This is a genomic window from Brevundimonas phoenicis (genome assembly GCF_047237745.1).
GTDB lineage: Bacteria > Pseudomonadota > Alphaproteobacteria > Caulobacterales > Caulobacteraceae > Brevundimonas.
This window is the reverse complement of record NZ_JBDFLN010000001.1, coordinates 2,118,047-2,132,004: the sequence shown is the minus strand read 5'-3', so window position 1 is coordinate 2,132,004 and position 13,958 is coordinate 2,118,047. Positions and strand designations below refer to the sequence as shown.

Sequence of the window (13,958 nt, the reverse complement as noted above, 5' to 3'; positions counted from 1 at the left end):
GGCGGATGGAAAGATGAGGGGAGCGGCGTCGCCGATCACCATACTGCAGATGGCGGGCGGAGCGGCGCGCGGGCTGCTGCGTGGCGAAACGAAGACGCGTGACTTGCCGGGGGCTTGGCTGAGGGCGAACGACATACGGCTGGATGCCGATGCGATCGCCGACTACGGTCGGTTGTGCGGCTTCCAGGAAGGGCAAGGCGTGCCGTTGACCTGGCCGCATATCCTGGCCTTTCCAATGCATTTGCGCTTGATGATGCGGCCGGATTTCCCGTTCCCGCTGGCGGGCCTGGTGCATCTGCATAATCGTATCCGCCAGCGCGCGCGTCTGACGCCAGGCGAAACCTTAAGCCTCAATACAAGCTTTGGTTGCTTGATGACGCACGAACGGGGCCAAGCGTTCAGCATCCTGACCGCCGCGCATCGAGATGGCGTGGTCGTGTGGGAGGGTCAGAGCGTTTATCTGAAACGCGGCGGCCAGGGACGAGGCTTGGCGGCCCCGGCGATGCGAGCGGCGTCTGAGATGGCGCGCGACCAGGCCTGGCGAGTCCCAGCTGATCTAGGACGCCGCTACGCCGGTGTATCGGGCGACGCCAACCCCATCCACACCTCGGCGCTGGGCGCGCGGCTGTTCGGCTTTCCGCGCGCCATCGCTCACGGCATGTGGACCAAGGCGCGGGCGCTGGCCGTCTTGACCCCCCCGAGGGGCCTTGATGCGGTGGAGATCGAAGTTTCTTTCCGCTCGCCCTTGCTGCTTCCTGGCGAGGCGGCGTTTTTTGTTACGCCTGATCGCCGCGATTTCGAGGTGCGTGATCCGACAGGCGAGCGCGTTCATCTGCGAGGGCGGCTGAACGTTCTCGCGTCATCGGAGATTACCGTCTGATGCTGACCCTGTCTGCGCCGCGCCGTGTCGCCATCGTCGGCGCCAATCGCATTCCCTTCGCCCGATCGAACACGGCTTACGCTGAGGCGTCGAACCAGGACATGCTGACGGCGGCGTTGCAGGGGCTAGTCGATCGCTTTGATCTGCATGGGCTGCGGCTGGGCGAGGTGGCGGCGGGCGCGGTGCTGAAGCTCTCGCGTGATATCGCGCTGACGCGTGAAAGCGTGCTGGGTACGACCTTGGGTCACGACACGCCCGCCTATGACGTCCAGCAAGCCTGCGGCACAGGTCTGGAAGCCGCCATACTGGTCGCCAACAAGATCGCCTTGGGCCAGATCGAGGTCGGGATCGCGGGCGGAGTGGACACGACATCGGATGCGCCCATCGCTCTGAATGAAGGCTTTCGGCAGGCGTTGCTGGCCGCCAATCGCGAGAAGACCGCGTTGGGGCGGTTGAAGGCCTTGTCGCGCGCAGGCTTGACCGCGCCCTTTCGGCCCGAACCGCCGCGCAACGCCGAGCCGCGCACGGGTTTGTCTATGGGCGAGCATTGCGAGCTGATGGCCAAACACTGGGCCATCCCGCGTGAAGCGCAGGACGCTCTGGCGATCCGCAGCCATCGCAATATGGCGGCGGCCTATGAGGCGGGGCTGTTCGACGAGATGATCACCCCCTTCAACGGGTTGACGCGCGACAACAATCTGCGGCCCGATATCGATCCGGCCAAGGTCGCGGCGATGAGGCCGGTCTTCGATCGCGAGAACGGCACGCTGACGGCGGCCAACTCCACCCCGCTGACGGATGGCGCATCGACGGTACTGTTGGCCAGCGAGGAATGGGCGAAGGCGCGGGGACTGCCGATCCTGGCCTGGATAAGGGCGGGCGAGACGGCGGCCGTGGACTTCGTCAGCGGTGAGGAAGGCCTGCTGATGGCGCCCGCCTACGCCGTGCCGCGGATGCTGGCCAAGCTGGGACTGACGCTGCAGGACTTCGACTTCTACGAGATCCATGAGGCCTTCGCCGCCCAGGTGCTGTGCACGCTGAAGGCCTGGGAAAGCGACGACTATGCGCGCGCCCGGCTGGGACTGGATCGGGCGCCTGGCGCCATCGACCTAGAGCGACTGAATGTCCACGGCTCGTCTCTGGCGGCCGGGCATCCGTTCGCGGCGACGGGCGGACGCATCCTGGGCAATCTGGCGCATATGCTGAACCGGGCAGGCAAGGGGCGCGGCCTGATCTCCATCTGCGCCGCCGGGGGGCAGGGCGTCGTCGACGTGATCGAGAAATGAGCGCGACGCTGGATGTGACGAAGACCGAGGCCGATCACCTGTGGGCGGAGCGCTTCTGGACACGCGCCTATCGTCCCGACGTGCCGGCGACGATCGACGACGAATTGGTGCAATGGGCTTCGGTCGCCGACCTGTTTGCGGCGGACGCCCACAAGTATGCGGACCGCGTCGGCTTCGTCAGCATGGGTTCGGGTGTGACCTATGGCCGGACGCTGTCGGAAGCGCGAGCATTTGCGGCCGAGTTGCAGGCCAAGGGCGTGCAGCCGGGCGACCGGGTGGCGCTGATGATGCCGAATTGCCTGCAGTATCCGGTGGCGCTGTTCGGCGTGCTGTTCGCCGGGGCGGTGGTGGTCAATGTCAACCCGCTCTACACCCCGCGTGAGCTGCGGCATCAGCTCAAGGACAGCGGCGCGGTCGCCATCGTCGCGATGGAAATGTTCGCCGCCACTCTGGAACAGGCGCTGGAGGGGACAGACGTCCGCCATGTCATCGTCACGGCCATGGGCGACATGATGGGGCGGGTGAAGGGGGCGGCGATCACCGCCCTGTTGCGCCATGTCGAAAAGCTGGTGCCCAAGTGGCGGATTCCTCAGGCGGAACGCTGGCCCGCCGTGATGCGTCGGGCGCGGCGCCTGACGCTGAAAACGGTCGAGACGAAGGCAGAAGACCTCGCCTTCCTGCAATATACAGGGGGCACGTCCGGGGTGGCCAAGGGCGCCATGCTGACCCATCGGAACATCATCGCCAATGTCCTGCAGGGGCGCGCCTGGATCATGGCCCAGATCCCGCAGGATCAGGTGGTCGGCAACGTCACCATGCTGCCACTCTATCATATCTTCTCCCTGACGGCGAACCTGCTGATGTTCGTGGGCGTGGGCGGGCGCAACATCCTGATCGCCAATCCGCGCGACGCGAAGCGGGTGGAATGGGTGCTGAGAAAAGAGCGGTTCGCGGCCTTCACCGGCCTGAACACCCTGTTCGCCGGCCTGCTGAAGAATGACGCCTTCCGCGATCGCGATTTCTCCGATCTGCGCCTGACCGTGGCCGGGGGCATGGCGACCCAGGCGTCGGTCGCCGAGGCCTGGCAGTCCGTGACCGGGGCCCCGCTGATTGAAGGTTACGGCCTGACCGAAACCTCGCCGGTGGTCTGCATCGGCTATGTGGATATCGAGCGGCCCGAGACGATGGGCTTCGACGGCACGGTCGGCCTGCCTGTGCCTTCGACCGAGGTGCGGATGCGGCGGGACGACGGAAGCTGGTGCGGGATCGACGAGCCGGGCGAGCTGTGCGTGCGCGGCCCCCAGGTCATGCGCGGCTACTGGAACCGGCCAGAGGAGACGGCCAAGGTTCTGTCGCCCGAAGGCTGGCTGGCGACAGGCGATGTCGGGGTGATGCAGGCGGACGGCCGGGTGCGGCTGGTCGACCGTATCAAGGACATGATCCTGGTGTCCGGCTTCAACGTCTATCCAAATGAAATCGAGGACGTGGTGGCGGCTCACCCTCTGGTGGACGAGGTGGCGGCCGTGGGCGTGCCCGACCCGATTCAAGGCGAGCGGATCAAGGTGATCATCGTGCCGCGCTCGCCCGAACTGACAGAGGCGATGATCATCGCCCACTGCCGCGAGCGGTTGACCGCCTATAAGACGCCCCGCATCATCGTCTTCCGCGACCAGCCCCTGCCCAAGACCAATGTCGGCAAGGTGCTGCGCCGTGAACTGCGGGATTAGGCGGCTTCGGTCTTCCCGCGTGTGATCAGGAAGCCGAAGGCCGCCGCCAGCGGGAACATCAGCACGCCGTAGACGGCGCCGGGCAGGGTCATCTCGGGGCTGTTCAGCACGGATTGGGCAATGACGATGGCCAGGGTGGCGTTGTGCAGCCCGACCTCGAATGCGCTGGCGACGGCCTGCGGGCGCTCGATCTTCAGCAGGCGCGGTACGCCGTATCCGACGGCCAGACTCAACAGGCAGAAGGCCACGGTGACGCCGGCCAGATTGCCGATCTGGCTCATCAGCACCTCGAAGCTGGACGCCGCCGCGCCGAGGATGACCAGCACCAGGATCAGGATGGAGGCCAGACGAACAGGCTTGTCCATTAGGGCGGCGAATGCCGGGCGCCATCCGCGCACCAGCATCCCCAGCGCGACCGGCGCCAGAACGATCATGAAGACCTCGACCGTTTTCTTGAACTGCAGGCCGACGTGCAGGTCGCCGGGCTGGAAGTAGGCGATCGCCAGATTGACCACGACGGGCAGGGTGACGACTGCGATGACCGAGTTGATCGCCGTCAGGCTGATGTTCAGGGCCACGTCGCCGCGGAACAGGTGGCTGTAGAGATTGGCCGTCGTCCCGCCCGGTGAGGCCGCCAGCAGCATCATGCCGACCGCCAGCACGGGCGGCAGACGGAACAGCAGAACTAGGCCGAAACAGAGGGCCGGCAGCAACAGCAACTGACAGGCCAGCGCCACGCCCGCCGCCCTGGGCCGTTTGGCCACGCGGGCGAAGTCTGCGGGCGTCAGCCCTAATCCCAGGCCGAACATGATGATGCCCAGCGCCACGGGCAGGCCGATGGTGGCCAGTGCGGAATCCATGCGTCGATCCTCCCCCCAGCGCCCGGTATTGGCGCGGTTGTCCCTCTTAATCAGCGCCCGCCAATGCGCGCCCCGCCGCCCGTCCCGAGAAAATACATCCGCCCAGGAAGGTGCCCTCCAGCGCATTGTAACCATGTAATCCGCCGCCGCCGAAGCCCGCAGCTTCACCTGCGGCGTAGAGTCCTTCCAGCGGCGTTCCATCTGGCGTCAGCACGCGGCTGGATAGATCGGTCTGCAACCCGCCCAGCGACTTTCGTGTCAGGATGTGCAGCTTGACCCCGATCAGCGGCCCGGCCGTCGGGTCCAGCACCCTGTGCGGCGTCGAGGTGCGCGCCCAGCGGTCGCCGCGATAGCGCCGGCTGTTGTGAATGCCCTGAACTTGCGCATCCTTGGCGTAGGGATTGGCCATCTGGGCGTCGCGGTCCTCGATCTGGGCGCGGATCAGGGCCGGGTCCAGCAGCGGCTGCTCTGTCAGACCGTTCATTCGGCCGACCAGGGTCTCCAGGTCGTCGGCGACCACGAAATCGGCGCCCTTGTCGCGGAAAGCGGCGACCTCTCGCGGCGCGCCCTTGCCGAGACGCGAACGCAGCACGCCCAGAAGATTACGGTTGGTGATGTCCTGGTTCTGCTCCGAGCCGGACAGGGCGAATTCCTTGGCCAGCATGGATTCGGTGACGATGAACCAGGAGTGGTCGTGCTGGATCAGATCGGGCGTGGTGCGCAGATACTTCAGCGTGGCCATGGTGTCGTAGCCAGGCAGGGCGGGGAAGGGCAGGCGCCGCCCCAGGGCGTCGAACCACAACGGTGATGGTCCCGGCAGGATGCGGATCGCATGGTCGGGCCAGATCGGCGCCCAGTTCCGTACGCCTTCAACGTAGTGCCACATACGATCCCGGTTCACGAGCCGGGCGCCGGCTGCGCCGGCGATGTCCAGCATGCGCCCGTCCACATAGTCGGGTACGCCGGTGATCATGTGATCTGGCGGCGCGCCTAGGCGCTCAGGCCAATGGCGTCGCACCATCTCATGATTGCCGCCGATGCCTCCGGTTGCCAGAATCACGGCGTCGGCCTTCAGGGTGAAGTCTCCAACGACATGGCGGCTGGACGGCGCCCCACGCGGCGAATCGTCGGTCGCTAGAATCGCGCCGGATACGCCAGTCACGCGACCGCTTTCGACTCGCAACTGGTCGACGCGATGACGATGGTGGAAGGTCAGACGACCCGCCTTGGCCGCTTCTTTTGCCCGAAGAGCGAAGGGTTCGGATACGCCGGTTCCCGTGCCCCAGGCGACATGGAAGCGCGGGACGGAATTGCCGTGGCCGAACGCCTTGCCTGCGCCGCGCTCGGCCCAACCAACCATGGGTGTCAGTTTGATATCGTGCCGCCTCAGCCAGTCGCGCTTTTCGCCTGCTGCGAACTCCACATAGGCACGGCCCCAGCGCATAGCCCATTCATCCTCAGCCTGAGGGCCGTCCAGGCGATCCCATCCGGCACTGCCTCGCCAGTCGCGCCAGGCCAGATCCAGGCAGTCGCGCACGCCCAACCGGCGCTGTTCCGGCGAATTGACCAGAAACAGTCCGCCGAAAGACCAGAAAGCCTGACCGCCTAGGTTCGCCGCGTTCTCCTGATCGACCAGAGCGACCCTGCGTCCCGTTCGAGTCAGTTCATGGGCCGCAACCAGACCCGCCAAGCCGCCGCCTACGACGATGACGTCTGCATCCATTGGTTCACCCAAGAATAGTCAAAGTGCATCTCATAAACTAACAATAATGTAAGTACAATGGAATTGGCGTAGAGAATGCGGGCCCTGAGTGCGCATTGCAGCGCGAAATACAAGTTTCGCGAGTGCGAAAACTTACCCTACGTCATCGCACATTGGTGTAAGTAGTGTATTGACAGGGCGGTGAATAGATGGATCGTTGGGCTTCAATCCTGTGACGTTCCGCCCAGTCTCAGGATGATACATCACAGGGCGGGGGAAACATGTCGGTGCGTCTGGGGAAGGGCGTCCGATGTCTGGGGAGGTACGTTTCATGGCTTTAGCGGCCTGTAATCGCGCGCGTCTGGCTGTCACCGCGTCCGTTTTCACTCTTGTCGTCGCTGCGGGGCCTGCATTGGCTCAGGACGCCGCGCCGTCTCAAGAGGCGACTACGGTGGGCGATATCATCGTTACAGCCCAGAAGCGCGAGCAATCGATTCAGGACGTGCCGATCGCCGTGACGGCGCTGTCGGCGGAAAACCTTGACGCCATGAAGATCGAGGGCGGGTCGGAATTGATGCGGGCGATCCCGAACGTCAGTTTCTCCAAGGCCAACTTCTCCATGTACAACTTCTCGATCCGCGGGGTCGGGACTAAGGCGATTTCGGCCAGTAGCGACCCGGCCGTGGCGGTCAGCTTCAACAACACGCCCCTGATCCGCAACCGCCTGTTCGAGCAGGAGTATCTGGACGTGAACCGCGTCGAGGTGCTGCGCGGGCCGCAGGGCACGTTGTATGGCCGCAACGCCACCGGCGGCGTGGTCAACATGATCCCAAACCTGCCGGGCTTTGACTTCGAGGGTTTCGTCAAGGGTGAGGCGGGCAACTATGACACCCGGCGCATGTCGGCCATGGTCAATGTGCCGATCACCGACACCTTCGCCGTTCGTCTGGCCGGGTCGGCGACCAAGCGCGACGGGTTCGACTACAACAGCTTCAACGACACCCAGGTGAACGACCGCGACATGTGGTCGACGCGCTTTTCGGCCCTGTGGGAACCGACGGACCGCTTCCGCACCAGCTTTATCTGGGAGCATTTCGAGGAAGACGATCAGCGTTCCCGCACGGGCAAGCAGTTGTGTACGCGGGATCCGGGGCCGACGCGCGTGGGTGCGGTCAATATTACTTCCGACCTGATCCGAAACCGTCTGAGCCAGGGATGTCTGCCGGGCTCGCTCTATGATGATGCGGCCTATGGCGCGCCGAACGGCGGCGCGTTCGCCCATATTTTTCTCGCCGCCACGTCATTTGGCTATGATGCTTCGAGAAGGCTGGTGGTGGGCGTGCCGCTTGGAACGGACCCTTATGCAGGTTTGACCCAGTCACGGAACTTGCGAGAAGTAGCGACCAGTTATGATCCAATCTTTCGGGTCGAGAACGATGTTTCGCAATTTAATATAGAATATGATGTAAGTGACAAACTGAAGCTGATATCTCAAACCTCTTACTCGGAGGATAGTTACTATTCAACTCAAGATTATAATAGATTTGTTTCAAATCCTATATTCAACAGCACTGACAATCTTTTTGATGTTAATGGGCAGCCTATAGTTAATTCTCCTTTACCTGGCGGTTACTATACAGATCCGCAACTAGGAACATCCAATAGGATGATTTCTGCAGACTTGAGCAATTCTGAAAATCGTCAATGGGCTCAAGATCTAAGACTTCAATCAAATCTTGATGGAAAGTTTAATTTTAATATTGGTGCTAACTATTTGGATTTTAAATCCAATGATGATTACTACGTTTTTAACAACGTTTTTACTTTCTTAGCTGAATATTATTACAATAATGTTGTAGGTGCTCCTGTAAATCAGGGACGTGTTACGCAGCCTTGCACGCCTCAAACTCCAAAAGAATGTGTCTATGTTGATCCGACGCCTATCAGTCAGTTGGCCGGCGACGGGCACAACTACTTCCGTAGCAAGAATGTTGTTCATACACGTTCCTGGGCGGTCTTCGGCGAGGGGTATTGGGATCTGACGTCTGACCTGCGGCTGACGGCGGGGTTGCGTTACACCGATGATCGCAAGATCAGCACGCCCTATCCGAGCCAGCTCCTTCTGGGTGCGGATCGCGGCAATCCGGGACCGTCGTCGGGCGGTTATGTCAGTCGCGGCTATCCGGCGCTGCCGGACGTCAAGCAGCAGTGGGGCGCCCTGACCGGGCGACTGGTGCTGGACTGGAAGCCGGTGACGCCCTTTACGGACGACACCCTGATCTACGCCTCCTACGCTCGGGGTTATAAGGGCGGCGGCGCCAACCCGCCTCGCGTCGACATTAATCCGTCGGTCATCCAGTATCAGCCGCTGGCCGAGTTGTTTGAGCCGGAATATGTCAACGCTTTTGAGATCGGAACGAAGAACTCCTTCCATGATGGAAAGGTGCGGTTGAATCTGACCGCCTTCTATTACGACTACACCGACTATCAGGTGTCGCAGATCGTCGATCGTATCTCGCTGAACGAGAACTTCGATGCGCGCATGATGGGGTTGGAGCTGGAAACGGTGTTCCAGCCGACGCCTAACCTGCGCTTGGATGCGAACATCGGCTATCTGGACACCAAGATCGGCGATGGCGAAGGCTCCATCGACGTCATGAATTGAACCCAGGGCAATCCCGACTGGATGGTGTTGCGGCCCTGGCTGCAGGTGCCGTCGAACTGCATCGCGCCGACCAAGCATGTCGAAAAAATCTTAGGTACGGCGTTTCCGGAGATTACGAAGACGCTCGCGCTTCAGGCGCTGTGCGGCGGTTCGCTTCGCACGGGGACGTTTGATCCCAACTACACCTCCAGCGTCCCCTTCTGGCGTCTGTTCGGCATCACCTACGATCCATTCAAGGATGCGCCGAACGGGGGGCGTGGTTTTGAGGCGGATATCAGCGGCAATGAGCTGCCCAATGCGCCGAACATCACCGCCAACATCGGCGCCCAGTACACCTTCTTCCTTGGTGATTGGGATCTGACGCTGCGCGGCGATTACTATTATCAGGGAAGCAGTTATGCTCGCGTCTATAATACGGAATATGATCGTCTAAAGGCATGGGATAATGTGAATATCAACGTTACGCTCGAAAACATGTCGAGTGGATTGGTTTTCCAAGCATACGTCAAGAATCTGTTTGATGATGCGCCGATCACCGATGCATTCACGAACAGTGATGATACTGGTTTGACGACAAATGTTTTTACACTTGATCCTAGATTGATAGCTGTAAGCGTAAGTAAGAGGTTCTAAGTTTAAATCCTGCGCTGCCATCTGTAATAAGGTGGCGGCGCTTGTTGCTATGATTTATAGAATTTAAAGTGAAGAATATAAAATTAATCATATTTATGATTTGACTTACATTTGTTTCAATTGTCTTGTGTCTTTGTCACCATTAACTGGTGAAATATTTGGGAGGAGATGACATGTTTAAAGCTGCTTCTATTGCTTCGGCCGCCGTTCTGGCCATCGCGGGCTTCGCCGCTCCGGCCATGGCGCAATCGATCAGTCCAGCCGGTACGTCTTTTGTCTTGTCGGGCGCCTTGACCCTTGAGCAGTCGACGACCATCAACTGTAACGTGTCGCTGAACGGGACTGTGGCTGCTGACGGTAGTTCGGCCACTATCACCGGCGGCAGCTTCAGCCCAGGCGACTGGCAGTGCGGCCTGCTGGTCTCGCCGTCGGGCTTCCCCTGGACGATCACCCCCAACGGAGGTGGTTCGATCACCATCACCAACATCGGCGCCAGCTCGATCCTGGGCAGCTGCAATGGCGTCATCACGACGAACTGGAACAATGGAACCAGTAGCGTGTATTTCCCTACTTCCACTATTCCTGGTTCGCCGAACCCGTGCAAAATCACGGGCACGCTGACGAGCACGCCGGGCCTGACCATTTCCTGATCATGCCTGATGGTGCGGTCGTCTTTTCATGACTGCATCGTTTCCGACGCCGGGAGTTCGCAAGAGCTCTCGGCGTTTCTTTGATGTGCACACTGACAGTTCAGCAGGCGGCGTCGTCTGTAAGGGCTAGGCCCGGGATTTAATTTGACTTAGCTGTCAGGCGAGACGTCGCGTACGACGGAGTATCGCATGCTGTTGTGGCTGCCCTTGGTCAGTCTGGCCGCTATGGGGCAGGCGGATGTCGCGCAGGCGACGAAGGCCCGCACTCCTATGGCGAGCGCCGCAGCCGATCAGGCCATGCGCCAGAACCTGGAAGAGCCAGTCAGGGTCGATGACGTGGAGGTTCGCGGCCGTCGCGGCGCAGCCCTGGTTCCGCCTGAGGTCGAGTTGGGCGGCGCCGAGATCGACGCCCTGGGCGCCTGGGACATCAGCGAGGTTTTGCAGCGCCTGGGCGAGACGCATGGCGTCGGTGAAGCGCCTCTGGTGATCATCAACGGCAAGCGCGTGGCCAATTCCGGCGCCTTCACGGGCTTTCCGCCGGACGCGCTGTTGCGGGCAGAGGTGCTGCCCGCGGAGGCGGCTGCTCTCTATGGCGGCGCGCCGGGGCAGAGGGTAGTGAATCTGGTCCTGCAACGACAGTTCCAGAGCCATGACGGCCGGGCGACGGGCGGGCGTCCGACACAGGGCGGGATGTCGTCATTATCCGCCGATCTGCGTCGCTCTGCGATTGAGGGCGAGCGGACCCTTCAGTTCGGCGCTCGCGTTTCTCGCGACACCGCCTTGCGCGCCGACGAACGTGACCGGGAGGGGGGCGAGGACTTGATGGACGGCGCGATAACGTTGCGCCCTCGCGTGGACATGGCTGCCTTGAATCTCAGCGCGACGCGTCCGTTCGGCGATTGGTCGACCGTTTTCAGCCTGAACGGTCAGGCCCGGGAAAGCCCGTCGCGCATACGTTTCGGCGATGAGGTCGTTGACAGCATGCGTCGCAATGAAAGCATGGGCGCGGCCGTCGGGCTAAGCGGAAAGGCGCTGGGATGGCAGATTCAGATGAACATAACCGGCCAGGCGTCGCGCGCTCGCGAGAGCGGATTCGGCGATATGCGAAGCGAAAATCGCATGGCAGGGGTTAGCGGATCAGCCGGCCGCGCGCTGATTGAGCTGCCGACCGGGGCGTTGGTTGCAAATCTTAGCGGCAATCTCCTCGCCAACCAATCGACTGTCGAACGAGACCAGGGGCGAACGACAAGTCGCTTTGAGACGCGAGAGGCCAGGGGATCCCTAGCGTTTCCTCTGGCGAAAACCGGGATCCAAGGCGGCGTGTTGCGTGGCGTAGGCGATCTGCTTGCGACGGTCGGCGGCGGCGTTCGGGATACAGGCGCGGGATCTGGCGACGAGATAAACGCGGCCCTGACCTGGATACCGCGACAGAAGGTGCGCCTGAACGGTCTATGGTCCTCAGCCAACGACAGTATTTCTGACAATCTGAGGTCCGAACCTCTGTATCACGACACGCCCCGCGTGGTGTTCGATTTCCGCACCGGTCAGGCGGTGGAGGTCGTGCCGATCATGGGCGGCAATCCTGATCTGCAGCAACCGCGCGCGGAGCGCCTTTCGCTGACGGCGGCACTGGGGCCGTTCACGCGGTGGAGCCTGTCCGCCAATCTGGGCTATCAGCGCGACAAGACTATGAACGGGGTTGGCTCCCTGCCGGACCTGACGGAGGATGTCGAAGCCGCCTTTCCCGAGCGGTTCCGCCGCGATAGCGAAGGACGATTGGTCAGCGTTGACTATCGCCCCCTGAACCTGGGTTCCAGCTTGACGGAAGGCTTGACCAGCAGTCTGAATTTCAACCTTCCGCGTCCTTCCAGGCCCGCTGCGGGCGAAGCGGCTGTGCTTAGGGTGACGCTGAACTACAGCTATCGTTTGCGCAGTACGCTGTCGCTGGCCGCCGGGCTGCCTGAACTGGACCGGTTGCGGGGGGACGGAGGGGGCGTGTCCAGGCAGGACGCGCGCTTGATGATCGATGCGCGGAAAGGGCGCTGGGGGATGAACGCCTCGGCCCGCTGGCAGGACGGCTATCGCACGCGACGGTTGAGCGGGACGGATGGACCTGAGGACTTGCTGTTGGAGCCGTTCACGGCCGTGGACCTGAAGCTCAACTTCGAGATGACGTCCGCTCGTCCGGCAGCGGGCGGCCAAGGCGATGGGCCGCGCCGTCGGAGCGGCGGTCTGCAGGTGAACCTGGAGGTCGCGAACCTGTTCGATGAAAGGCCGAAGGCGCGGCTGGGCGACGGCGGACCGGCGCCCGGTTACGGTCGCGACTTTCAGGATCCGATCGGTCGCACGGTTCGTCTGAGCCTGCAGCGGCGCTTCTGAGCCGTTGAACATAGGTCGCATTGACGTTCTGAGGTCGCGGGCGTTTGATCGGCTGTCCCTGACCCTGGGAGGCTGCGGCCATGGGCGATAGAGTGCGACATGAACACGCCAGCCTGATCCGTCAGGCGCTGGATGACGAGGGGGCCGGGGCGCGCTCGGCCCTGGCGGCGTCGTGGCGTCGGTCCGTGACCCTGTACGGCCTGGACCCCAGCGAACATGGCGAGGTCGAGACCATCACCGAACAGCAGCTGCGCGAGGCGCGGCAGGCGATGGAGCCGATGACGCGCGCGGCCGAAGGCGTGCTGGACCGGCTGTTTCTGGCCGTCGGCGGGGTGGGGTGCTGCGTTCTGCTGACCAATGCCGAGGGCGTACCGGTCGAGCGACGCGGGGCTGTGGCCGACGACGACACCTTCCACCGCTGGGGCCTGTGGCCCGGCGCCGTCTGGTCCGAGGCGGTCGAGGGCACCAACGGCATCGGCACGGCCCTGGCCGAGCATCGCGCCGTGACCATCCATCGCGAACAGCATTTCCACGCCCGCAATACGGGGCTGAGCTGCATCACCCACCCCATCCATGACCATATGGGTCGGCTGGCCGGGGCGCTGGACGTCTCGTCGTGCCGCGCCGATGCGACCGAGGCGATCCTGGGTTTGATCTCAGCGGCCGTGGCCGATGCGGCGCGGGCGATCGAGGCTCAGACCTTCCGCCAGGCCTTCGCCGATGCGCGCATCGTGCTGGCGGGCGGGGCCAGCGAGCGCAATGCGGCGGCCCTGCTGGCGGTGGATCGGGACGATCTGGTGATCGGCGCCACGCGGGCGGCGCGGTTGTCCCTGTCGATCACCGACGAGCGGATCGCGGCCCAGTTGCCCGCCTCCGACCTGTTGACGCCGGGCGGGGCGGAGATCGACTTGCTGGAGGCTGAGCGAGGGGCGGTGCGCCGCGCCCTGGCCCGGACCGGGGGCAATGTCTCGGCGGCGGCGCGGGCCCTGGGCGTTAGCCGGGCCACCCTGCACCGCAAGCTGCACCGTCTGGGCCTGATCGACCTGAACTGACCGATCTCGACGGAAACTGTCGCAAGTCTGCGACAGGTGTGCGCCGCACCATCCGGGCGGCGTCTGGAACAGGCCGCCGGGCCGACCGACCTTGCTTCAAACGACGCCGACAATCGGCGCCCAA

Annotated in this window: 10 protein-coding genes; 8 read left to right on the top strand and 2 right to left on the bottom strand. The window is 62.9% G+C overall.

The window, feature by feature from the left end:
* The first annotated feature begins 13 nt into the window (after positions 1–13).
* The 3 genes from ABC419_RS10515 to ABC419_RS10505 are packed head-to-tail and all read left to right on the top strand — an operon-like array spanning position 14 to position 3,893.
* Positions 14–880, top strand: coding sequence for a MaoC family dehydratase (locus ABC419_RS10515; RefSeq protein WP_412877533.1), 867 nt, complete (start codon positions 14–16; stop codon positions 878–880).
* Complete coding sequence (locus tag ABC419_RS10510; protein WP_412877534.1) at positions 880–2,166, top strand: acetyl-CoA C-acetyltransferase; 1,287 nt, start codon at positions 880–882, stop codon at positions 2,164–2,166. The genes ABC419_RS10515 and ABC419_RS10510 overlap by 1 nt, the downstream gene beginning before the upstream one ends.
* Positions 2,163–3,893: an AMP-binding protein gene (locus ABC419_RS10505; protein ID WP_412877535.1), complete on the top strand. Its 1,731-nt coding sequence runs from the start codon at positions 2,163–2,165 to the stop codon at positions 3,891–3,893. The genes ABC419_RS10510 and ABC419_RS10505 overlap by 4 nt, the downstream gene beginning before the upstream one ends.
* Here the strand turns inward: ABC419_RS10505 and ABC419_RS10500 are convergent.
* Both ABC419_RS10500 and ABC419_RS10495 read right to left on the bottom strand, forming a co-directional pair.
* Positions 3,890–4,753, bottom strand: coding sequence for a bile acid:sodium symporter family protein (locus ABC419_RS10500; RefSeq protein WP_412877536.1), 864 nt, complete (start codon positions 4,751–4,753; stop codon positions 3,890–3,892). The genes ABC419_RS10505 and ABC419_RS10500 overlap by 4 nt on opposite strands.
* A 46-nt stretch (positions 4,754–4,799) precedes the next feature.
* Positions 4,800–6,476, bottom strand: coding sequence for an FAD-binding dehydrogenase (locus tag ABC419_RS10495; protein WP_412877537.1), 1,677 nt, complete (start codon positions 6,474–6,476; stop codon positions 4,800–4,802).
* 310 nt (positions 6,477–6,786) lie between these two features.
* On the opposite strand from ABC419_RS10495, the gene ABC419_RS10490 reads away from it, so the two are divergent.
* The 5 genes from ABC419_RS10490 (at position 6,787) to ABC419_RS10470 (ending at position 13,834) form a co-directional block, all read left to right on the top strand.
* Positions 6,787–9,120 (top strand): TonB-dependent receptor, encoded by a 2,334-nt coding sequence (locus tag ABC419_RS10490; protein ID WP_412878779.1) that lies wholly within the window; start codon positions 6,787–6,789, stop codon positions 9,118–9,120.
* A gap of 27 nt (positions 9,121–9,147) precedes the next feature.
* A complete protein-coding gene (locus ABC419_RS10485; RefSeq protein ID WP_412878778.1) occupies positions 9,148–9,753 on the top strand; it encodes a TonB-dependent receptor in 606 nt (201 codons plus the stop codon).
* Positions 9,754–9,926: 173 nt separating this feature from the next.
* Complete coding sequence (locus ABC419_RS10480; protein ID WP_412877539.1) at positions 9,927–10,403, top strand: PraA/PraB family alkane oxidation protein activator; 477 nt, start codon at positions 9,927–9,929, stop codon at positions 10,401–10,403.
* A gap of 297 nt (positions 10,404–10,700) precedes the next feature.
* A complete protein-coding gene (locus ABC419_RS10475; RefSeq protein ID WP_412877540.1) occupies positions 10,701–12,782 on the top strand; it encodes a TonB-dependent receptor in 2,082 nt (693 codons plus the stop codon).
* An 80-nt stretch (positions 12,783–12,862) separates the two neighbouring features.
* Positions 12,863–13,834, top strand: coding sequence for a GAF domain-containing protein (locus ABC419_RS10470; RefSeq protein ID WP_412877541.1), 972 nt, complete (start codon positions 12,863–12,865; stop codon positions 13,832–13,834).
* Positions 13,835–13,958 lie beyond the last annotated feature (124 nt).